Source organism: Candidatus Pelagibacter bacterium nBUS_25 (genome assembly GCF_051200975.1).
Taxonomy (GTDB): Bacteria; Pseudomonadota; Alphaproteobacteria; order Pelagibacterales; family Pelagibacteraceae; genus Pelagibacter.
This window is the reverse complement of record NZ_CP172846.1, coordinates 171,040-193,258: the sequence shown is the minus strand read 5'-3', so window position 1 is coordinate 193,258 and position 22,219 is coordinate 171,040. Positions and strand designations below refer to the sequence as shown.

General features: G+C 22.3%; 19 protein-coding genes, 1 rRNA gene and 1 pseudogene. 5 read left to right on the top strand and 16 right to left on the bottom strand.

The window, feature by feature from the left end:
• Nucleotides 1-6 precede the first annotated feature (6 nt).
• The 7 genes from ACIJYH_RS00980 to ACIJYH_RS00950 form a co-directional block, all read right to left on the bottom strand.
• Complete coding sequence (locus ACIJYH_RS00980; RefSeq protein WP_435163299.1) at nucleotides 7-117, bottom strand: aa3-type cytochrome c oxidase subunit IV; 111 nt, start codon at nucleotides 115-117, stop codon at nucleotides 7-9.
• Between the two features lie 5 nt (nucleotides 118-122).
• Nucleotides 123-248, bottom strand: coding sequence for a type B 50S ribosomal protein L36 (ykgO, locus tag ACIJYH_RS00975; RefSeq protein ID WP_008545413.1), 126 nt, complete (start codon nucleotides 246-248; stop codon nucleotides 123-125).
• A gap of 14 nt (nucleotides 249-262) precedes the next feature.
• Nucleotides 263-377 (bottom strand): 5S ribosomal RNA (gene rrf / locus ACIJYH_RS00970).
• Between the two features lie 45 nt (nucleotides 378-422).
• Nucleotides 423-1,325, bottom strand: a complete 903-nt coding sequence (locus tag ACIJYH_RS00965; RefSeq protein WP_435163297.1) for an NAD-dependent epimerase/dehydratase family protein — start codon at nucleotides 1,323-1,325, stop codon at nucleotides 423-425.
• Complete coding sequence (locus ACIJYH_RS00960; protein WP_435163295.1) at nucleotides 1,322-2,257, bottom strand: GDP-L-fucose synthase family protein; 936 nt, start codon at nucleotides 2,255-2,257, stop codon at nucleotides 1,322-1,324. Before ACIJYH_RS00960 ends, ACIJYH_RS00965 begins: the two co-directional genes overlap by 4 nt.
• A complete protein-coding gene (gene gmd / locus ACIJYH_RS00955; protein WP_435163293.1) occupies nucleotides 2,258-3,286 on the bottom strand; it encodes a GDP-mannose 4,6-dehydratase in 1,029 nt (342 codons plus the stop codon).
• A 44-nt stretch (nucleotides 3,287-3,330) separates the two neighbouring features.
• Complete coding sequence (locus ACIJYH_RS00950) at nucleotides 3,331-4,032, bottom strand: glycosyltransferase family 2 protein (RefSeq protein ID WP_435163291.1); 702 nt, start codon at nucleotides 4,030-4,032, stop codon at nucleotides 3,331-3,333.
• A gap of 9 nt (nucleotides 4,033-4,041) precedes the next feature.
• Between ACIJYH_RS00950 and ACIJYH_RS00945 the strand changes: the two genes are divergently transcribed.
• Nucleotides 4,042-5,703, top strand: coding sequence for an LIC_10190 family membrane protein (locus ACIJYH_RS00945; protein WP_435163289.1), 1,662 nt, complete (start codon nucleotides 4,042-4,044; stop codon nucleotides 5,701-5,703).
• Between the two features lie 30 nt (nucleotides 5,704-5,733).
• Here the strand turns inward: ACIJYH_RS00945 and ACIJYH_RS00940 are convergent, their stop codons facing one another.
• The 3 genes from ACIJYH_RS00940 to ACIJYH_RS00930 all read right to left on the bottom strand — a co-directional run bounded on the left by ACIJYH_RS00940 (nucleotide 5,734) and on the right by ACIJYH_RS00930 (nucleotide 10,813).
• On the bottom strand, nucleotides 5,734-7,470 hold the full coding sequence (locus tag ACIJYH_RS00940; protein ID WP_435163287.1) for a carbamoyltransferase family protein: 1,737 nt from the start codon (nucleotides 7,468-7,470) through the stop codon (nucleotides 5,734-5,736).
• A 5-nt stretch (nucleotides 7,471-7,475) separates the two neighbouring features.
• Complete coding sequence (locus ACIJYH_RS00935) at nucleotides 7,476-9,227, bottom strand: O-antigen ligase family protein (protein ID WP_435163285.1); 1,752 nt, start codon at nucleotides 9,225-9,227, stop codon at nucleotides 7,476-7,478.
• A 317-nt stretch (nucleotides 9,228-9,544) separates the two neighbouring features.
• Complete coding sequence (locus tag ACIJYH_RS00930; protein WP_435163283.1) at nucleotides 9,545-10,813, bottom strand: glycosyltransferase; 1,269 nt, start codon at nucleotides 10,811-10,813, stop codon at nucleotides 9,545-9,547.
• 110 nt (nucleotides 10,814-10,923) lie between these two features.
• Between ACIJYH_RS00930 and ACIJYH_RS00925 the strand changes: the two genes are divergently transcribed.
• Nucleotides 10,924-11,901, top strand: a complete 978-nt coding sequence (locus ACIJYH_RS00925) for a glycosyltransferase family 4 protein (protein WP_435163281.1) — start codon at nucleotides 10,924-10,926, stop codon at nucleotides 11,899-11,901.
• A gap of 4 nt (nucleotides 11,902-11,905) precedes the next feature.
• On the opposite strand, the gene ACIJYH_RS00920 is transcribed toward ACIJYH_RS00925, so the two are convergent.
• From ACIJYH_RS00920 to ACIJYH_RS00905, 4 genes are all read right to left on the bottom strand, one after another.
• A complete protein-coding gene (locus tag ACIJYH_RS00920; protein ID WP_435163280.1) occupies nucleotides 11,906-13,510 on the bottom strand; it encodes a hypothetical protein in 1,605 nt (534 codons plus the stop codon).
• Nucleotides 13,511-13,679: 169 nt separating this feature from the next.
• On the bottom strand, nucleotides 13,680-14,699 hold the full coding sequence (locus tag ACIJYH_RS00915) for a hypothetical protein (RefSeq protein ID WP_435163278.1): 1,020 nt from the start codon (nucleotides 14,697-14,699) through the stop codon (nucleotides 13,680-13,682).
• Between the two features lie 451 nt (nucleotides 14,700-15,150).
• Nucleotides 15,151-16,599, bottom strand: coding sequence for an O-antigen polymerase (locus tag ACIJYH_RS00910; RefSeq protein WP_435163277.1), 1,449 nt, complete (start codon nucleotides 16,597-16,599; stop codon nucleotides 15,151-15,153).
• A 47-nt stretch (nucleotides 16,600-16,646) separates the two neighbouring features.
• Entirely contained in the window at nucleotides 16,647-17,810 is a 1,164-nt protein-coding gene (locus ACIJYH_RS00905; protein WP_435163275.1) for a hypothetical protein, read from the bottom strand.
• Between the two features lie 93 nt (nucleotides 17,811-17,903).
• On the opposite strand from ACIJYH_RS00905, the gene ACIJYH_RS00900 reads away from it, so the two are divergent.
• Nucleotides 17,904-18,683, top strand: a complete 780-nt coding sequence (locus tag ACIJYH_RS00900) for a class I SAM-dependent methyltransferase (protein ID WP_435163273.1) — start codon at nucleotides 17,904-17,906, stop codon at nucleotides 18,681-18,683.
• 5 nt (nucleotides 18,684-18,688) lie between these two features.
• A complete protein-coding gene (locus ACIJYH_RS00895) occupies nucleotides 18,689-19,393 on the top strand; it encodes a glycosyltransferase family 2 protein (RefSeq protein ID WP_435163271.1) in 705 nt (234 codons plus the stop codon).
• Here the strand turns inward: ACIJYH_RS00895 and ACIJYH_RS00890 are convergent.
• Nucleotides 19,373-20,332 carry a GHMP family kinase ATP-binding protein gene (locus tag ACIJYH_RS00890; RefSeq protein ID WP_435163269.1) on the bottom strand — a complete coding sequence of 320 codons (960 nt, stop codon included), beginning with the start codon at nucleotides 20,330-20,332 and terminating at the stop codon, nucleotides 19,373-19,375. The genes ACIJYH_RS00895 and ACIJYH_RS00890 overlap by 21 nt on opposite strands.
• Nucleotides 20,333-20,353: 21 nt before the next feature.
• On the opposite strand from ACIJYH_RS00890, the gene ACIJYH_RS00885 reads away from it, so the two are divergent.
• Nucleotides 20,354-20,977 carry a D-sedoheptulose-7-phosphate isomerase gene (locus tag ACIJYH_RS00885; RefSeq protein ID WP_435164214.1) on the top strand — a complete coding sequence of 208 codons (624 nt, stop codon included), beginning with the start codon at nucleotides 20,354-20,356 and terminating at the stop codon, nucleotides 20,975-20,977.
• On the opposite strand, the pseudogene ACIJYH_RS00880 reads toward ACIJYH_RS00885, so the two are convergent.
• Nucleotides 20,970-22,209: pseudogene (locus tag ACIJYH_RS00880) on the bottom strand (sugar phosphate nucleotidyltransferase); the annotation flags it as partial. The gene ACIJYH_RS00885 and the pseudogene ACIJYH_RS00880 sit on opposite strands and share 8 nt — an antisense overlap.
• Nucleotides 22,210-22,219 lie beyond the last annotated feature (10 nt).

Genomic DNA, 22,219 nt, shown 5'->3' with positions numbered 1-22,219 from the left:
TTGATCTTACAACAAGAATATTGCCATTAAAACCAGAACACTGATAACCGCGACAGTTCCCCACAACACAAATTTTGTAAAATTGTTCCAGGTACTTTTATGGTTTTCATTATCCATAAAAATTACTTTTGTCTTGCTTTAAATTTTGGATTAGTTTTATTAATTACGTAAACCCTACCTCTCCTTCTAACAAGTTTGGAGTTAAGATCTCTTTTTTTAATAGACTTTAGTGAACTTTTAATTTTCATAATTTCATTTTAAATGCCGGCAACGTCCTACTCTTCCGTGCCTTAAGACAAAGTACCATTGGCGCTAAAGGTCTTGACTTCCGAGTTCGGAATGGGATCGGGTATAACACCTTTGCAATAATCACCGGCGGATGATTTATACCTAAAATAATAATATTGTAAACAATCTTTTAACTACTTTTTTACGCTAATTTCTGAACTTTTAATGAAATCCTTAATATAATCTTTGAGGTCAATATGACCATAATTTCTTATAACTTTTTTTGATAAACTCATATTAGTTAATGCAGATGCGTATCTCTCGCCTTTTCTAGCTTTTTTATAATCTATTGTAGATCCAAACATTTTAGCAACTTGATTTATAGTGTAAGATTTTTTACTTGAAATACTATAATAATTACACTTATTTTTTTTCCAAGCTTTAAAGCAAATATTTATTGTATCTTCTATGTGGGTAAATCTTCTTGATTGAGTTCCAGGCTTTACAACTGGCAAAGGTTTTTTTTTGAGATAATGGTCCTCAAAAATTCCAATTACTGTTGCCATTTGACCTTCACAAATTTGTCTAGGTCCAAAGACATTATAAAAAAAAATTACTTCATACTTAAAATCAAACCATTCTTTAAGGTTTTTTAAAAATTCTAAATTTTTAGCTTTTGTAAACGCATAAGGAGATAAATTTTTATCGTTACCTCTATTTCCAAGAGTTGCTGAGGTTGCTGAATAAACTAACTTTATATTATTGGTTAAACAAAATTTAAAAACTTCATTTGTCCCTATGGTATTTGACTCTAGACAATCTGAAAATTTTTTAAAACTTTGATAAATTCTTGAAAACTCTCCAAAATGAAAAAGTGATAATATCTTTGATTTATATCTTTTTAATAAAATATTTATATTGCAAGTATTTCCGTTAATATATTTAATTCGTGAATGTTTAAGATGATTTTTTTTAAAACCACTAGAATAATTATCAATACTAATTATAAAAAAATTTGTTCTTTTTAAAAATAACTCAATAAGATTTGTTCCTACAAAACCAGCTCCACCAGTTACTACAATATATTTTTTTTTCATTTACTTGAATTATAGAGATATTCTTTTATTGTAATCTGCAAACCTTTTTGTAAGCTTATTTTTGGTTTCCAGCCGTATTTTAAAGCTAACTTGCTATCAATAACTTTTCTTTTAGTTCCATCTGGTTTTTTTTTATCTAAGGTTATTTTGCATTTAAAATTTAATTCATTTAATATAAATTTTGCATAATCACTTATACTCATTTCATGTCCTGTGCCCACATTTATTAATGATTCCTTTGTTTTTTTTTCTAAGAAAAAAATACATGCATCTGCTAAATCATCTACATACATCAATTCTCTTTTAACTTTTCCAGAACCCCATATGATAATTTTATCTTTATTGTTTTTTTTAGCTTTAATAATTTTTGAAATTAAAGCAGGAAAAAAATGAGATGTTTTAGGATCGTAATTATCTTTTGGACCATAAATATTACATGGCATTAAACATTTATAATTTGTGTTGTATTGAAAATTATAACTTTCACACATTTTTATTCCTGCAATTTTTGCAATAGCATAGGGCTCATTAGTTTTTTCTAATTCCCCTGTTAATAGATATTTTTCTTTAATAGGAAGTTTAGATTTTTTTGGATAAATGCAACTTGATCCCAGAAAAATCAATGTTTTTACATTATTTTGATAACAAGCGTGAATAATGTTATTTTGTATAGCTAAATTGTTATATATAAAATCTGCTTTGAATTTATCATTTGCAAGAATTCCTCCTACAGTCGCAGCAGTATTAATAACAGCTTCAATCTTTTCTTTTTTGAAAAAACTAAATACCTTTTTTTGATCTCTAAGATCTAGATTTCTTTTACTTACAGTTAATAAATTTTTAAATCCTTTGTTTATTAATCTTCTTATAACTGCCGATCCAACTAAACCATTATGTCCAGAAACAAATATCTTAGTATTTTTTCTTAGCATTTAAGTTTTTATTCTTTTTAATTCTTCATCTATCATCTCACTTGCTAGTGAGTAAATATTATGTCTTGGCTTCCATTTCAATTCTTTTCTGGCTTTTCTTGAGTCACCTCTTAATGAAGTTACTTCTGTCGGTCTAAAATATCTTTTATCTATTGATATAATAATTTTATTTTTCCAATATGCTCTCTCATTTAATCCTTTTCCTTTCCAAGTAATTTTCATACCAAGTTTTTTACAAACAATATGAATGAAATATTTAACAGTATATTGTTTTCCAGAAGATATCACGTAATCCATAGGCTTCTTTTTTTGAAGCATCTTCCACATTGCTAAAACATAATCTTCAGCATGACCCCAATCTCTTTTAGCGTATAAATTTCCTAAATAAAGTTTACCTGAGCCTTTTAAGAAAATTTCACAAAGACCCGTAACTATTTTTTTTGTTACAAATGTCTCACCTCTAAATGGACTCTCATGGTTAAACAAAATTCCATTGCATGCAAATATATTGTAGGCTTCTCTATAATTTATGGTAATCCAGTGCGAATAAACTTTTGCAACACCATAAGGACTTCTGGGATAAAATAAAGTTTTTTCACTTTGGGGAGGTTTTGATGCTCCAAACATCTCCGATGTACCTGCTTGATAAAATTTAATTTTTTTTTGCATTTTCAATGTTAATATTGCATCTAGAATTCTAAGAGTACCTAAGGCAGTTACATTGGCAGTATATTCTGGTACATCAAATGATACTCCTACATGTGATTGGGCTCCTAAATTATAAATTTCATTTGGTTTTATTTTTTCAATAATCTTTAAAACAGATAAGGAGTTTGTGAGATCTCCATAATGTAAATAAAAATTAGTTTTTTTATGTGGATCTAAATAAATATCATCAATTCTTTGCGTGTTTAAAGAAGAACTTCTTCTTTTAATACCATGAACAACGTAATTCTTTTTTAATAAAAGTTTAGATAAATATGCTCCATCTTGCCCCGTAACACCAAAGATTAATGCAATTTTTTTCATAAGCTACGTATAAAATATTTTCAAGTAATATACTAACAATTAAATTAATTATAAAATCTATATTTAAAAAGTGTTTTTATTGCCTTAAAACCATCAATGAAAGTAATTTTTTTTCCTTCACTATACTTTCTACCAAAGTATTTAATTGAAACTTCTTTGATCTCAATTTTTTTTATACCTATTTTTGTTGTAATTTCAGGACAAAAACTAAAATCATTTTCATCGAGTTTAATTCTTTTAAAAACATCACTCCTAAACATTTTATAGCATGTATGTGCATCAGTTAATTTTTGGTTATTTAAAACATTAGATAATATAGTTAATACATGATTATAAAATATCCTTAGAAAAGAAGAAAAATTTTTTAAAAAATATCTTTTTTTACCTAGAACTCTAGAACCATATACAACCTTATGTCCCTTTTTAATAAATTTTAACATCTTAAAATAGTCACTAGGATCATATTCCAAATCTGCATCTTGGATAATAACAACATTACCGTTTATAAATTTTTTTGCAGTTTTAATGGCACCGCCTTTGCCGACATTTTTTTTATGAAATATTAATCTATCAATTTTGTCTTTATTTTTTTGTAAAATTTTACGTGTTCCGTCAGTAGAACCATCATCAACCACAATAATTTCTTTTTTAAGATTTTTTAACTTGATAACTTTACTTAAAATTTTATTGATTGTATTTTTTTCATTATATACAGGTATAATTATAGAAAGTATTAAATCATGCATATGTAATAAATGGATATACTATTTTTTTCAATATTTACAAATTTCTTATATTACTGTTCAGGTAAGCTTGTATTATCAACTAATAAATCAGATTTTAATAGTCAGTTTTATGTATATCTCCTTGGCTTAATATTCGTTTCATTTATTTCTTTGTCATTAAATTTTTTTACAAAATTAAGCCCAGCTATAAATTCTTTTGTTTATTTATTAATAATTGCAATTTTTTTATTTAAAAAAAAATTTAACTTTAGTAGAGATGATGTAAAATTTTTACTAATTACTTCAATAATTACTTTTTTGTTAATTATTTTTAGTAATGTCAATCGTCCAGATGCAGGTTTGTATCATTTACCGTTTATTTCGATAATTAATGAACATAAGATTATTTTCGGAATTAGTAATATTCATTTTAGATTTGGACACACTTCAATACTCCAATATTTGTCAGCAATTAATAATAATTTATTATTTAAGGAAAATGGTATTAGTATTCCATTAGCAAGCATAGTTTCTATTTTTTATATTTATTTTTTTTATGATGTTTGGCGTGTAATTAAAAAAAAGGATGAGATAGATATAAGTAAAGTTTTTTCATTATTTATTTTAATCTACATTTCCTATAAAGTTAATAGATATAGTAGTTTTGGAAATGATGCGGTACCTCATTTAACCTTTTTTTATTTGATTTCATATTTTTTAAAAAAAAAATTTAAAGAAATAAATTTCAATAAAGTACTATTAATTTCAGTATTCATTTTCATTAATAAAACAACTTTAGGATTAGTTTTCATAATAACAATAATAACTTTTTTCATTAAAGAAAATTTTAATCTTGTAAAAATACTCAAAGTAACTTTTTCATTTCCAGCTATTCTATTGTACTTATGGTTATTAAAAAATATTATCATTAGCGGTTGTATTATATTCCCAATGAAATTTACTTGTATTAACAGTCTTCCTTGGATGGACAATACTAAAGTTGTCAAAGCTTATACAGAAAGCCAAGCATGGTCTAAAGGTTGGCCAGATAGAACTAATAAAAATATTAGTATGGAAGAGTTTAACGAAAATTTTAATTGGATTGAAGCTTGGAACAACAAACATTTAAATTATATATTAAAAATAATAATTCCTTATATTATTATTTTGACGATTATAACTTTTTCATTAAAACAAAATTTAATTAATAGTTCAAAAAAAAATAGAGATTTCAACAAACGTTTTTTACTTTTAATTTCAACTAGTTTTTTAGGATCTGTTTCATTTTTTCTTATATTTCCAATTTATCGTTATGGTTATTCATTTATAATTACTTTAATTTGTTTATTTTTCATTTTTATAATCAAAGATAATTTTTTATCTAAAAAAAAGGTAAATTTATTTAAATTTTTTTTTATATTTTCATTAATTATATTTTTATCAAAACAACTGCAAAAAATATATGATAATTATGAAAATGATAAATGGCCAAATATCTATACTCTTAACAAAAACAAAATAATTAATAAAAAAAACAAAATAGAAATTGAAGAAAATTTTTATTATTATCAATCTATTAATGGTGATAATTTATGTATGTATAGTCTATCACCTTGTACATCGTATTCGGTGAAAAAAAATATTAATCACTCAATAAAATTAGGCTATTCATTTCTTACTTTAAAAAAATAAAATAAGATATCTGTAAATTTATGATTTTGACTAAATTTTCTTTTTAGTAAGTATATTTTTATTAATTATTAAATATTCAAGATTTGAACGTAAAAACGTGCTGATAGCGTCATCAGGTGACTCACATATAGGTTCGTCAATGTTAAATGAAGTATTTAATAAACAATAAATCCCAGTTTTATTTTTAAATGATTTTATCAAATCATAAAAAAGCTTATTATCATTTACAGAAACAGATTGAACTCTACTTGTTCCATCAACATGAACTATAGCAGGTACCTTATTTTTTGCATTATCTTTAACTTTTACAACATAATTCATAAATGAGCAGTCATAATTATCTTCAAAATACTGACTATAATCATCAACACAAATAGATGGAGCGAAAGGTCTGAAATTTTCTCTTTTTTTAAGTCTTAAGTTTATCTCTTCTACAACTTCTTTCATTGCCGGATTGGCTAATATTGATCTAAAACCTAAAGCTCTAGGTCCCCATTCACTACCAGATTGAAACCATGCAATAATTTTATTAGATTTTAATAGTTCACTTGTCTTATCAACAAGTTCATCATTATTTTCTGCAATTTTAACGGTAATTAAATTATCATATTTTTTAAATATTTCATTTGTCGATAATTCATCATAATTAAATGCATAAGAAATCTTATCTTTTTTTAAAGAATTAAAATTTTTTGATAGTTTGTTTGATAAATATAATGCAGATCCAATAGCACCACCAGCATCACCAGGATTAGAGCCTATATAAATATCCTCTAAATCTGTATTATCTTTTATTTTACCCGCCATTTTCGAATTAAAAAAACAACCTCCTGAAAAACATGCTTTATTTAAATTTGTTTTTTTTTTAATAAAATTTATCTTATCAAAAACAGTCTCTTCAAAAACAGATTGCATAGATGCTGCTATATCATAATGAGTATCTTTTAATTCTTGATTTTTATATCTTGTTGAAATGCCTAATTTTTTTTCAATTTCTCTTGTAAATAGATCATTAAAAATAGGATACCCTGTTGCATTAAATAGATTAAATCCAATTTTATGATGATTAAAATATTTAAGATTTAATTTAAAATTAAATTGACCATCTATTTCAATCATTTCTCTAATTTTGGTTGTAAATTTAGGTTTGCCATAACTTGCTAAAGACATTACTTTATACTCATCACCATATCTTCTAAATCCTAAAAATTGTGTAAATGCTTGATAAAAAATACCTAAAGAATTAGGAAAAAGTATTTTATCTAACATCTTTATTTTTCCTGATTTAATTTTAAAACTTTCTGAAGTTGAGAAATCTCCAGACCCATCGACAGTTAAGCCAAAGCAATCCTCAAAACCAGACAAAAAATATGAATAAGAAATATGAGATAGATGGTGGGGTATATCAATTATTTTTTTTAAATTTTTAAGATCACCAAATTTATTGAGTTGTGAAATCATACTTTTTTTTCTGTTACTTTTTTCTCTGAGATAATTATTAATAAAAGTATATCCCAGATTTGAAAAATTAAATCTAATCTTACCTAAAATATTATAATAACTAGATTTGTTAGTTGTGATATAATCAATATCCTCAATGCGCGTTCCACTAATTTTTAAAATTTGGTTTAAAGATTCAAAAGGAAAACCTGAATAATGTTTAATCCTTTTAAAACGTTCTTCTTCCATAGAATGGACGATTTTACCATCCTTAATTAAACATACTGAACTATCAGCATGAAATAGATTTAATCCTAGTATAATCATAAAAATTATTTATCTTTTATCAAATTTTTAAATTTAAAATCAGTTACTTTGAAATATATTTTAAAGAAATAAAAAATTATAAAATAGTACTTATAATGATTTATAAGAATACTCAGATCTTCCTTTAGCTTTAGTTTGAAATTAGAAAAATTTGTACTTAAACCACCATATTCCATTAATATGCTGTTAAAATTTAAGTGTTTAATTTCACTATAATTTTTGTTTAATCTTATGATTAAATCTAAATCAGCTGCAATCTTATAATTTAAATTATATAGCCCAACTTTTTTATAAATATCTCTTTTTATAAACAATGTCGAATGTGGAATCTTAAATAAATTGAAATTTGTAATTTTTGAAATTTTATGTGACCAGGATCTAATGATATTTTTGTTTTTAGTAAAAACTAAATTATTATAGAACAGCTTTGTATTTTTATTAACATATTTGTTAATTTTTTTTAGTATAATATTATTTACAAAAACATCTCCACTATTTAATACACCAATAAATTTGCCTTTGCTCTTTCCTATTGCATAATTTAAACTATCATAATAACTGACATCATTTCTCTTTATAAATTTAAAATTTTTTTTATCTTTTCTTAAATTTCTTATCTGAAATAAAGTCCCGTCAGAGGAATTTCCATCTACAACAATATATTCAAAGTCTTTAAAACTTTGACTCATAACACTTCTAATTGTTTTAATAATTCCATTCTTATCATTTTTAACTACGGTGATTATTGTAAAATTATATTTCATTTTTTTTTTTGAATAAATTTGATATATAAGTAGACTAATACAAAACCAAATCATTGTTGCATTAACAGTTGAAAAAATTGAACCTGATGGTTTTGGAACAAAAATTAATACAAAAACTAGTGACCTCAGTCCAATTAAAGATAAATTACTACTAAAAAAACCATTAGTTAAAAATGATTTTTTAAATAACATTAAAAAAAATAAAATGAAAAGGGTAAAACCTATTATTCCTTGTTCAACAAGCAGTTCTAAAATTAAATTATGAGGGTGTGTTGAGCAAGCTCTATGCTTTTTTTCACTCCTATCAAAATATAGTGATACATGATCACACTTATTTCTAAAAGATTTTAGTCCATGTCCTGTTAATGGCTTGTTTAAAAATAATTTTAACGATTTTTGTGCGTGTAGACCCCAAGGAGTGGTTAAAATTTTTTGATATTTTGACAATTGATTATTTTTATTCATATCATGAGAGAAAAAATCTATATATCTTCCTTTTATATGTGGATTTAAAGTTATCATTAAAGTTGTAAGAATTATTAATATCGAAACTGACATTAATTTTATTTTAAATTTAATTTTATACTGTAAAAAAATAAAAAAAAATGTGAGTAAGATTGTAATTGTTGCTGATCTTTCTCCAGTTATCATAATTAATAGATATAAAATGAAAATCATAAATAGTGTTATTAAAGTCCAGTTTTTTTTAATTGAATTAATAAATAAAATTATCGAAAGAGAAATTATTGAATAATATCCACCTAAAATTAATTCATCATTAAAAAAACCTGCGTACCTAGTACAAATCAATTTGTCATTAAGGTATCTCTCACCACACATACCGGCAGAAAAACCAAAAATGTTTGTACCATTAAAATATTGAACCAATAAATCTAAAGAAATTAAAGCTAAACAAAGAATGTTGAAATTAATCCAAAAAAATTTTTTTTCTTTTGAGATAAATTTAAAGCAATAGAAAAAAACAAGAGTCAATATAGGAAACCTTAAATAAAAGATAGATTTGATAATTTTTTCAATATTTCCGCCATTATAAATAGTATTAATGGTTAAATATAAGCAAAAAAAAATTATAACTTTTAATTCATTAGAATGAAAAAAACTAAATTGTCTAAATTTTTTAATTTTAAAAAAAAATATAAAAAAAATAAATAAAACAATAAAGTTTGTGATTAGTGAACCAAAAAAAAAACTGAGTGGTAGCAGTAAAATTAGAATAAAAATTATATTATCTGTAGAAAATACAAAAAAGCTATTAATTTTATTTAGTGTTTTTTGTGACATGTAAATATTTATACAATCAAATCTCTCTTACTAATCATGTGTCTTTTTTTATACTCATAAAAACTTATTAATTTTTTTTCAAAACTTTCATCTTTAAAATTTTTTTCAGCATAATTTTTCGTAAATATCTTCATTTCATGCATATTTCTACTGTCCATATTATTAATTGTTTTAAGTTTGTTTGATAGTTCATATACGTTTTTAAGATTTACAATAAAACCATTTTTGCCTTCAATTATAATATTCTTGGATGAACCAGTCATAAAATTTATAACTGGCAATCCAAATGTCATCATTTCATTCGTTGATATTGATGCCCACTCTTGAATTGAAGGGATAACACCAAAATCAGACTCTGAGTACAATTTTTCTAAATCTTTTCGACTCAAGTAATTATAATAATCATAACTAACTCTAAAATTTTTAAATGATCGAATATGATAGTTCTCTAATTTTCCTATAAATATAAAATGAATATTTATTTCTTCTTTCTCTAATTGATTCTGATAGTCAATTATAGAATAATATAAATACTCCCAACCTTTTCTAGGTTCATTAAATTTTTGAATAGGACAAATAATTATTCTTTTTTTTATATCTTTATTCTTATTTTTATTATTATTTTTTATTAAGTTTTCAAATTGTATTGGCCAAAAATCAAATTCTAAAAATCTATAATCTAAATTCAATTTTTTATAAAATAATTTTGCATGATGAGAAGGTAACATAAACAAGGGCTTAATTTTATTAAAATAAAATCTATAATAAGAATAGTTTTTAATAGCAGTTGATTTAAACCATTTCTTTAAAGCCAAACAATTATTGCACTTATCCATATAATTTTCACATTCATTTACATATCTACATCCTCCAGCAAATAAATGATTATCCATTGCAATAAAAATTACTTCGCAGTTATATTTTTTTTTAAGTTCGTATATAGTTTCTAATGAGACTAAATACTCTATCCAAGTAATTACTATTATATCAGGTTTAAATTTATCAATTTTTTTGTAAATTTTTTTTTTATTATAAACACCTATATTTGAATTAAATGAATTAAAATTAAACTTATCTGAAGTTGTTAGAAAAAATCTTTGTAACCGATAATATAATCTTAAAATAAAATATTTTATTTTTAATGATAAGCTTTTTTCATTAGAGATTGAAATAACTTTAATGTCATGTTTTTTAAAACTATTTATAATTCTTTCCGATGCTATACCACCACCTCCTGCTCCTAAAATTTCAGAAAAAAAAAGAATTTTATACTGCACGAGTAAATTTCTATCTATATTAGTATTTTTATGTATTAGTAGTTTCTATTTCAAATGTTAATTTTATAGATTAAATATGTTCTTATTCAATTAATTATTTTGTAAACTATATGATAAATATAAATATAATTTTCTTTTTATTAATCAGTTTAATAGGTCTCTATCTTGCCTATTTTATCTCTCTAAAATTTAATTTAATTGATTTTCCTGATAAAAAAAAAATTCACACAACTAAAACTCCAAATATTGGTGGAACAGCAATTATTTTTTTAATTTTAACTTCTTTTTTTATTTATGATTATAATGATGAATTAAGATTGATATTCATTTTATGTATTTCAGTAATCATAATAGGATTAAGTGATGATATAAAAAATTATAGTGCAATAATAAAACTTATATTAATTTCTGTTCCAGTAATATTTTTTATAAAAAATATTTCAGTTGTTGATAGTCTTGGTATTTTTTTTGAATACAATCTTATATTAGGTAAATTTAGTTTTATTTTTACTTTTCTGTGTATGCTTCTACTTATAAATGCAACAAATTATATGGATGGTATGGATGGATTAATTAGCTTGATGTCTATACTATCATTTTCATATATTCTTATATTAATACCAAAAAATGAATGGATAACATTAATTCCAATAATTTGTTTTTTAATTGTTTTTCTTTTTTTTAATTTTGGCATATTACCAAAACAATTTCTAGGAGACACAGGAAGTTTAGGTTTAGGTTTTATTTTATCTTCATTTTCAATATATTACACTCAAACCTTGAATTATATAGAACCTTCCATAATTATATGGTGCTTGTCATTTTATGTATTTGAATTTTTAACAATTAATATAATAAGAATTAAAAAAAGAAAAAATGTTTTAGAAAAAGACTTAAATTTTATCTTTAATATTCTAAATAATAAAACTAATCAAATAAACACTCTTGCTATTTGTTGCTTAATAAAAATTTTTTTTCTATTAAATGGACTAATCTTAAATTATTATGAATTATATGAAGTTTCAATTTTAATTTTTTTCTTTTATTTTTTTATTTATTTAGGAATACGTATTAAATATTTGAAATAAATAACTATAAGTTAATTTTTCTAATCGATTTTTCAAAATTTAGATATCGTTGTTGATTATCTAACTTTATGTTAATTCCATAGATGCAATCAAAAAAATTATTGAAATCAATATGTTCTACCTTCATCAGATAAAACTCTTCAACATCTAAAAATACAGTTTTAGATGTTGATAATTCAAAATCTAATATGTTTAAAATTAGTGAAAAATGTCCAGAGAGATATTCAGGGAAGTTTTTTTTATCGTATAAAATAAATATTTCTTTTTTATGACCATTACATTTTAGATTATCATTAATAAATTTTTTAACTTTTTTTCTACTTTCTAAATACTTGAGATTTTTCTCATATGCATAATAAATATTATCTGGAACAAAGAAACCATAACTTTTTAAGGGTGTTATCACTACATTAAAAATTAATAATAAAATCAAAACATAAATTTTTTTTTTATAAAAGGACAAAAACAACAAATAAGTTAAAAGTAGAATAGAAAAATATCTTCCAAAAACTAAAAAGCTTAATTTTTGAAAATATGCTTTTTCAATATAAATAACCAATAAATAAAAAATTGTAGAAATTAAAAAATAAATAATTAATTTTTTTTTGTTTTGAATAATTAAAATTGTAATTACAATCAATAGCCAAATAATAATATTTATACCATAAACATTAATTACATTTTTTTTATTAAGGATTAATTCTAAAATCACATTAATTGAAGTGCCAAACGATGAATAATAAATATTAGTAAATAGTAATTTATGAAGATCTGATATGAAACTTATAAAAATTTCATATAAAATATCCATTCTGTCAAATAACTCAAAGGCAGTTGCTGAATAAGTCAATTGTTTAAAAAAAAGAAATTGTATAAATCCTCCAAAAAAAAGAGATGCTATAATAAAATTAATTTTATTTTTTTTTAAAAAAAATTTATAATTTTTTAACGCTATATAGGGGTAAAGGAGAATTATAAAAATTATACCTAATCTGTGAATGAAATATATGCAAAAAGATAAAAAAAATAATAAAATTATATTTTCTTTATCATATTTATTGTGAACAATTATTTTTAAAGCACATGCGGATAAAGCAGCGATAATCGGATCAGCATAAATCGACACAAAACCAAAACTTAAATTATTTAAGAGAAGATAAAATATTGAAAAACTAATCAAAATTTCAATATACTTATTTTTTTTATCCTCAAATATATCTTCCACTAAATAAAAAAAAGTACCAATTAAAATAACATTATTTGAAAAAATAATTATATTTTCAGAAAAATCAGAATAAACCGAAAACAAAAGTTGCCATGAAGTTAGTAGAGGTTGATGATAATAGTCAAATTTTAAATTTTTAACTTCACTAAAATAATAATACGATTTTAATTTTTGACCCCAATATGCAAATTCATCTTCATCCAAAAAATATCTATCATATGTCAATATACTTATTGTGATGTAAGTTATTACAAAACATACATCTAGATAGTTAAATTTTTTTTTCTTTAAAATAATATGATATATTGAAAATAATAACGCTATAGAAAAAAAAATTTTGAATATTAATAAATAATTAAGTTCAATCTTAAATTGAAAATTCAAAAAGGTAATCAATTTTAAAATTGAAAAAGAAAAAAAAATTATAATTAAAATAGATAATATGTATTTTATATTGTGATTTATCTTCAAATTATTATTCAAAAAAACTGATAAAGATAAAATTAATGCCAAAATTGAAAAAGATTGAACAAAATATAGCATAATTAAATTTCTATTCTTTTGATTTGCAGATTAGATAAAAAGCCAAAACTAAAAATAATATCCATCCACCATTAAAATATCCTGCACCTCTGATAAAAGTTTGTGTAAATAATGAAGGAAAAATCAAAAATTTATGCTCAAAAGAAATTTTTTTTGAAAATAAAAAATTGAAAATAATATAAAAAATAATGATGCTAAATATCCCAAATTCTGCAATCAATTTAGAAAAATTGTTTGACCCATCCATAAAATTTAGCTTTTGTGTCATCTTATTTGTTACAATAACTTTATTTATAAAATTTCTAAAAGCTAAATGATAATTGTTTAACCCAAAGCCTAATGGATTTTCTAAAAAAGATAATTTAGCTATATTTAAAGATACAATATATACTTCACTTGATAAATTTTTTGGTTTCCTTGATGTATCTACAGAGGATTTTTTGGTCTTTTCTTTAAATTTTTTATCAAGAATTAAATCTTTTTCATCAATTTTTTGTTTCAAGTTAGGAACAATATTTAGTATGTTTGTTTCTTTTTGACCGTTTCTCTCTGAAGGTTTTACTATTGTTGAAATAACATCTAAAACTAAACTTTCCTTTTTATCTGTCTTTTTTTCTTTGGTAATTAAATCTAACTCTTCAAATTTATTTTTTTGCTTATTTAGTTTTACTGAATCATCTGCCAATTTTTTTTTATTTTCAAGAATATCCCAATTATCAACCTTAATTAGATTAACTAATTTATCAACTTGATTAAAATTATTACTTAATCCAAGAGGAATAGCTAATAATACCAATGTTATTGCTAATTTTTGATATAAATTAAATTTTTTGAAATAAAAAAATAAAAAATAAGATAAGATACATAATATTCCTGCAAATATAGTTAAACTAAAATTCAATGAGATAAAAATTATTAACATCAAAAAAGAAAAGAAATAAAAATCTATCTTTTTTATTTTTAAAATAAGATAAGAAATTACAAAAGATGATATAAAACCAATATGCGAATTTTCTTTAAAAAATTCCAATTTATCATCTATAATTGAATAACAACCTATGTAACATTGCTTGTAATATCCGTGCAATTCATATCTATATAACTCAAAAAAAAAGGAGTAGCATAAAAAAAAGATAAGGAAAAAATTTATTACTAGATCTATATTATCTAAAATTAAATCAGAAAAGTGCCAAATTGTAAAAATAGTAATAAATAAAAAAATTATTGACTTCAAATTATAAATTCTATCAGTAAACTTCATTTCATTTGATTGTCCTTGCCAAATCAAAAAAACAAATATTAAGAAAAATATTAATATGATTTTACTATCTAACCTTAATGACTTGGCGATACACTCATATATTGCAAAAAAAAAGGGAATAAAAATTAATATTCTCAAATCAATATAATCCCTTAAGAAGTCAAAAAAAAATATAAATATTGAAAAAGAAATTAATTGAATTTTTTTGTTTAAGTTAATTTCAAGAGACATTTTTATTTAAAAATAATTGAATAGCATAAATAACCGCTAATGTAATAATTAACGATATTATAAAATTCAGGGTATTTGACACTAGATATCCAAAATTAACTAACCTCCAAACCATACAAAAAGACAAAAATGATGCGAGTATCTGGTTGTTTGTTAAAAAAATTGTAACTCTTTCAAAAGTTAAACAAAATATTGATATCAAAAATATTGATATAAATAAAAATATTTTTGAACCAGCAAAAAATAGATAGCCAAATATACCTGGAAGAATTACTTGATTAGAATTCTTAAAATGTCTTAATCTTTTTTGATTATTTAAAAATTTATTTTCATAGAAACTTTTAGCATTATTAGATTTTTCACTAATTGATTGTTTAATCAAATCAAATCCAAGAATATTTTTGTTCATCTGAGTAACCATAATTCCTTCAATACCAATAGATCTAGTTATTAACAATTTCAGAAACAATACGTCTTTAAGATAACCTTTGTTTACTTTATTTTCGCAAGAGTAAGTAGCTATTTCAATTTTGTCACTATCGATCAATTCATATTTAATATTTCTTTGAAAGTTTGTGGCTATGATGGACGTTAAAAAAATCAAAATTGATATAAAAAAAGAAATGAGAAATTTATATTTAAAAATCTTTAATTGTTTGTATTTATTAATTAAGACAAAATAACCTAAAAATATTGATAAAGAATATAAAATCATATTTCTGCTAAGCATGCTAAAGTTAGTAAAAAATCCTTCTAATAAAATGACAGCAATTAAATAAAAAAATAAATTTGAATTATAATTATGCAAATTGTAAATAAAAAAGCAAATTGCTGCACCAAATCCAATGTTATAAAAATAAGGATAAATAATATTTGTAAAAAAAAATATACTGTTATCAGTCAACAATCCTTTTTGATAAATACCAAATACTAAGTTTGAAATTACTAGAATCGAATATGAAAAAACAAATAATATAAATAATATAAAAAAAAGATTTTTTTTTCTTAATTCATATTTAATTTCTTTTTTTTCCAAAAAAAATTTTGGAAAAAAGTTTATAAATATGACTGATAAAAGAAAACCTAAACAGCCAATACTAGATATCAGTAAAACATTATCAAAATTATCTAAATTAAAATTACATAAAACCCTACCATCAAAAATTTGGTCTGATCTGAAAATATTACTTTCAAATAAACTAAATTTAAGCCAAAATCCCAACCATATTAAAACTCCAAAGATTAATTCAAAAAAATATGTTTTTTTAAAAAGAATCTTATAAATGGTAAAATTAAATACTATTGAAAATAATATATAAATTAACTTACTCCCATCATAGTTAAATAAAGCTTTTACAAAAATCAAAAAAATTATTATCCCAAAAAGATGGGTTAAAAAATTTTTCTTAAAGTTAAGATACTCGTAAATTTTTTTCATTTTATAAGTATTTTCTTTACTAACATTAAATTACCGTGATTATAAATCTATCTATTTTTAATTTTATAATCCTTAGAATAATTGAAATATAAAATAAATATAAAAAAATTATAAATTGCAAAAATCAAAAAAATAAAAGCAAAATACTGAATCTTGGATACATAAACTATGGATAACACGATGGTTATGTAAACTAAACTATTTAAAATATCTATATTGAATACATTTTTTATATTTAAAGAATTTTTAAAAAGTGCAAGCTGCCTATAATATAAACCAATTATCATAAAGATAGATCCAATTAAACTGTAAGAAATTGCATCTAATGTAAAAATCATAATTGATGGAAAAAAAACTATAATCTCACTTTTATCTATCAATAGATAAATAGAAAATAATACAATCATTAAAAATATTAGAAAAAATTTGAATGAAAGCAGGTTCTTTTTATTTTTTACTAAATATGGACCAAAAGTATTATTAAAAATACTGCCAGGTATTGAACCAATAGAATAGCAAGCAAAAAGTGTCCCACTAAGTTTTATAGGTATGCTTTCAAAAATAATAATTCTTGAAACAAAATTGCTCAAAACTATAGATGATGAAGAATAAAAGGAGCTATTATTGATATCATTAAAAAAAATACGAAATACAGAATTTTTTATCTCTTTTAAATTAGTATTTTTAATATCAAAAAATATTTCTTTTAGAAAAATTAAATTTATGATTGTAAATAAAATATTCATATTTTCAAAAATTTTTAAATTTCCAATCAAAAAATTGATTGGAATAAATAAATAATAAATCGCACATATAATTAAATAGAGTTTAATTTTTATAACATTTTTATTTTGCCAGAGATTAAGTAGGTACAATTCATTCACCCATTGTAATATTATAATAATTGAAATTGTTATTGAAATTATATTTAAACTTTTAAAATAAAAAAAATTAAATAAATTTATTAATAAAAGAATTAATATTGAAAAAAAAACTCTCACTAAAATTCTTTTTTTGTAATTTTTTTTAGAAAATTTTATTATTAATAAATTTCTTGAATTACTTGAAAACAATTGTGTAAAAAAAATTGAACATCCTATTATTATACCCAATTCAGCTGCCAAATCTTCGAATCCTAAAAAAGCAGCAAATATAATAATTAAACTAGTGCCAGAAAAATTAAATATATTAGTAATTGATAAAATTTTCATTTAATGAGTATATTTATTTAATTAAGTATAGTAATTATTTTTGTCTAAATAATTTTAAAAATTACAACTAAATTTATGTTCAATTAAATCTTTATGTCTAATAATAGAAAAATTTTTTACGAAAGAATGATAAATGATATTATTTTAGATAAAAAATCAACAATACTTGTAGTAGGTGCAACCAAATACGACTCAGACATATTTCAAAAAAATGGTTTTTCAAATGTTACTATTAGCAACCTTGATTCAAGTACAGATTATTCTCCACACAAGCATTCTTTACAAGATCTTAGAAAAATAAATTATCAAAACCAAAGTTTTGAATACGTTGTTGCTAATGCATGTATACATCACACATCTAAACCTCATGAGGCCATATTGGAGATGTATAGAGTCTCCAAAAACGGAATTATTGTTATAGAAGGCAATGATAGTAATTTAATTAAGATAACTAATTTTTTAAACTTATCTCAAGAATATGAACTATCTGCTGTTATTAACGATGATTATTCTCATGATAAAGGAGGTGTCGATAACTCTTTTATACCAAATTTTGTATATAGATGGACCAAACGAGAAATCTACAAACTAATTTCTAGTTATGAACCACAATACACACATAAAATTAATTTTTTTTATAACTCCGATTTTGGAGGATATAAGAATGTTAAAAAAACAAGTATTATAAAACCAATATTATATATTCTTGAGATATTAGCAAAATTATATTTTATAATTTTTTCATCAGAAAAAAATCTGTTTTGTTTTTTTATTAACAAAAAAGAAAAGAAATTAAAAGAATGGCTTAAAATTGATAGTAAAAATAAAATTCAATTAAATAAGGAATATCTCAATAAAAAAATAAAAAAATAATTATAATGGAAAAAATATCTTTTTTAATTCTAGCTAATAATGAATCAAAAACTATAAAAAAAGAAATTAAAAAAATTTTTGAATTAAAAAAAAAATTAAAATTTAATTTAGTAATTGTACAAGATGGGAGCACAGATGGCACATATGAAATCCTCAATAAAATTTCTAAAAAAAAAGTTATATTGTATAACAAAAAAGAACGGCTTGGATATTATAATGCCTTTTTAAAAGGTGTTGAGCTTTCTAAAGGTAGTGTTGTTTTTTTTTCTGATACAGGAGGAAAATACGATTACTCAAAATTTTTAAAATTTTATGACTTATATAAAAAACAAAAAGCAGATCTCTTTGCTAGTTATAGAATTAAAAGAAAAGATAAAATTCTAAGACAATTATTAACATATTTTTATACAATTTTCATAAATATATTATTCTTTTTAAATTATAAAGATTATGACTGTGGATTTAAAATATTTAATCGAAAAAAATTATTAAAAATTTTAAAAGAAAACTCATTTAATAAAAACTTAATCACATCACAAATTTTTTTGTATTTTATAAAAAATAATTTTAAAATTATTCAACAACCAATTATCTATAAAGAGAAAAAAAATAGAAATTCAAGAGGTATTCCGACTAATAAACTATTTGGAATAGTTATTGGATCTATAATAAATTTAATTAAGATAAGGCTAAACTATAAAACTTTGTGATCCTTTTTCTTCAAAATTAAACTCAATTTGTTTTAATTTAGATAGCTTCTTTCTTACATTTTTTTGAAATTTTTCTTCTACAAAGAACATAAAATAACCTCCACCGCCTGCCCCCAGTAGTTTACCTCCTGATGCTCCAGCTTTTATTGCTTCATCATATATTTCATTTATATGAAAGCTAGAAACCTTAGATGACAAATCTTTTTTTAAAGTCCAATTTTCATGAAATATATTTCCTAAATTAAGTAACTCTCCACTAACAAGTTCTTTTTCAAAATCATCAACTAAATCAACTAATTTGTGAAAATGTTTAAATTGATTTTTATTATTTTTAATTTTTAGTAAAATTTTATCAGCTTTGCGATTTATACCCGTATAAAATATCATAATTTTTTTTTTAAAACTATTTAATCTTAGATTTGACAATTCAAGTTTTGATACAACAACTCCTTTTTTTTTAAATTCAATTTTATTTAATCCACCAAATGATGTTGAGTATTGATCTTGCATACCAATAGGTTTTTTGCATTTATCAACTTCAATTTTACAAGCTATTTTTGCGAGTTGATTTTTATTAAAATTTTTTTTGTGGAATTTACTAATTGCATTTACCAATCCAACTGTAAGAGCGCTAGATGAACCTAATCCACTACCTGATGATGGAATATCTGCAGATGTAACAACTTCTATGCCATTTCTAATCTCAAAAAATTTAAGAGTTTCTCTGATTAACTCATGTTTAATTAGACTAATTTTTTTTACATTTTCAGTTTCTGAATAAGATACCCTAATATTTTTATCATGTTTTTTATTTAATAAAATATAAAGGTATTTATCTATTGAGGTGACAATCACTTTTCCTGGAATACCAAAGTTAGTAAAATAGTCAGTACCACCTCCTACAAAGCTCATTCTTAAAGGTGTTTTTGACAAAATCATAATAAATGATAACTAACTACCATGAAATTTCCGCATAAAAAATATAATAATGTAATTGATTATTTTAATGATTATTTTTTAGATCTAAAATTGAGTCTTTCTTCTATAAATTTTTCTAATTTAAATAAAATAATTAATGTATTAGGTAAAAGTTATTTAAATGGTGATAACAAAGTGTTTGTATGTGGTAATGGTGGTTCTGCAGCCCTAGCTGATCACTTTGCTTGCGATCATCAAAAAATATTACATGAAACAAAAAAATATAGACCTTTTGTCATTAGTTTGGTTTCTAATCACGCCTTAGGAACGGCTATTTCTAATGACGTAAATTATAAATCAATTTTTTCTGAACAATTAAAACAAATGGCAAGAAAAGGTGATATATTAATAGTTATAAGTGCTTCTGGTAAATCTCAAAATGTAATTGAAGCTATAAAATGGGCAAAAAAAAATAAAATGATATCAATCAGTTTAACAGGATTTAATGGTGGACAGGCAAAAAAAATATCACAATTAAACTTACACATTCAATCAAAAAATTATGGTGTTATCGAGGCTAATCATCAATCTTTAATTAATATAATATCTCAATTTATCAAAATTAAAGCTCTAAGTTTAAAAGAAATACAAAAAATCAAATTTTAAATATATGATTTACAGCTGTTTTTAAATTCTTAAAACATAAAGCTGATCTATTTATATCTATTTTACCAACCTTTAAAAATTTTATACCAGTCTTTTTTGCTGCTAAAAAATCATTTATTGTATCTCCAATCATAAAGGATTTTTTTTTATCTATATTTAGATCTTTAATAGCTCTAAGCAGCATTCCATTATTTGGTTTTCGCCAAGTACATTTTCTTTTAAATTTTTTAACTTCACCTTTAAAACCTTTATCTGGATGACACGGACAAAAATAAATTTTATCTAAATATGCACCATTTTTACCAAGTATTGTTTCAAGTTTTTTAAAATCATTTTCTAGTTGGTTTAATGTAATAAATCCTTTGGCTACTGCTGGTTGATTTGTAACTAAAATTGCTAGAAACCCATTTTCATTTATTTTTTTAATAGCCTCAAGGTAACCATCAATAAATTCAAAAGGTTTTTGATACTTAAAGTTGTATCTATCTGTATTTAATACACCATCCTTATCTAAAAAAATTGCTGGTATCTTTGTATTAATATTCCCTTTTTTATATTTTGTTGAATTGAAATCTTTTATTCCACTTTTAAATCTATCTGGTGTACCAATATCTTTTACATATTCACGACTTCTGTAGGAATAAACTTTAAATTTATTTTTTATAATTTTTGGTAAAAAATCTTTACTAAAATCTTGATATTTATTTTTTTTTAAAATTTTTAATAATTTTTTATTGATAATGTAAATTCCTGATAAACATAAATTATTAAAATTCTTTTTTTTATGGGGTTTTTTATGAAATTTTACTACTTGAGAAGAGTTATTTACTTCAATTAAATCACTATCATGAGGATGATTATTAGGGTGGGTAAAAAGAGTTAAATCACTTTTTTTTTTTATGAAATTTTATAAACTTTTCTAAATCTATATTAAAAAGTATATCACTGTATATTACCAAAAAATTATTAATATCATAATTGGATAATACTTCTAAACATCCAGCAGTTCCTAGTTTCTTATTTTCTTTTAAATATATAAATTTTTTCGCTTTAATATTTTTAAGGTTTTTTTTGATGCTGGTATCAGTTTCTTTAATTGATATAAATATTTTTTTATTAATCTTGCTTAATTGATCAATTTGTCTTCTTATAATTGTCTTGTTATTTATTTTTAAAAGAGTCTTTTGTTTATCTTGTGTTAAATATTTAATTCTTTTTCCATCACCTCCAGCTAAAATTACA

Bases quoted from the DNA above. Each gene is read 5' to 3' on its own strand.
- ACIJYH_RS00900 (WP_435163273.1), top strand. From the start codon at position 17,904: ATGTCTAATAATAGAAAAATTTTTTACGAAAGAATGATAAATGATATT.
- ACIJYH_RS00910 (WP_435163277.1), bottom strand. From the start codon at position 16,599: ATGAAAAAAATTTACGAGTATCTTAACTTTAAGAAAAATTTTTTAACC.
- ykgO (WP_008545413.1), bottom strand. From the start codon at position 248: ATGAAAATTAAAAGTTCACTAAAGTCTATTAAAAAAAGAGATCTTAAC.
- ACIJYH_RS00960 (WP_435163295.1), bottom strand. From the start codon at position 2,257: ATGCTAAGAAAAAATACTAAGATATTTGTTTCTGGACATAATGGTTTA.
- ACIJYH_RS00965 (WP_435163297.1), bottom strand. From the start codon at position 1,325: ATGAAAAAAAAATATATTGTAGTAACTGGTGGAGCTGGTTTTGTAGGA.
- gmd (WP_435163293.1), bottom strand. From the start codon at position 3,286: ATGAAAAAAATTGCATTAATCTTTGGTGTTACGGGGCAAGATGGAGCA.
- ACIJYH_RS00890 (WP_435163269.1), bottom strand. From the start codon at position 20,332: ATGATTTTGTCAAAAACACCTTTAAGAATGAGCTTTGTAGGAGGTGGT.
- ACIJYH_RS00950 (WP_435163291.1), bottom strand. From the start codon at position 4,032: ATGCATGATTTAATACTTTCTATAATTATACCTGTATATAATGAAAAA.
- ACIJYH_RS00905 (WP_435163275.1), bottom strand. From the start codon at position 17,810: ATGAAAATTTTATCAATTACTAATATATTTAATTTTTCTGGCACTAGT.
- ACIJYH_RS00940 (WP_435163287.1), bottom strand. From the start codon at position 7,470: ATGATTATACTAGGATTAAATCTATTTCATGCTGATAGTTCAGTATGT.
- ACIJYH_RS00895 (WP_435163271.1), top strand. From the start codon at position 18,689: ATGGAAAAAATATCTTTTTTAATTCTAGCTAATAATGAATCAAAAACT.
- ACIJYH_RS00885 (WP_435164214.1), top strand. From the start codon at position 20,354: ATGAAATTTCCGCATAAAAAATATAATAATGTAATTGATTATTTTAAT.
- ACIJYH_RS00945 (WP_435163289.1), top strand. From the start codon at position 4,042: ATGGATATACTATTTTTTTCAATATTTACAAATTTCTTATATTACTGT.
- ACIJYH_RS00980 (WP_435163299.1), bottom strand. From the start codon at position 117: ATGGATAATGAAAACCATAAAAGTACCTGGAACAATTTTACAAAATTT.
- ACIJYH_RS00925 (WP_435163281.1), top strand. From the start codon at position 10,924: ATGATAAATATAAATATAATTTTCTTTTTATTAATCAGTTTAATAGGT.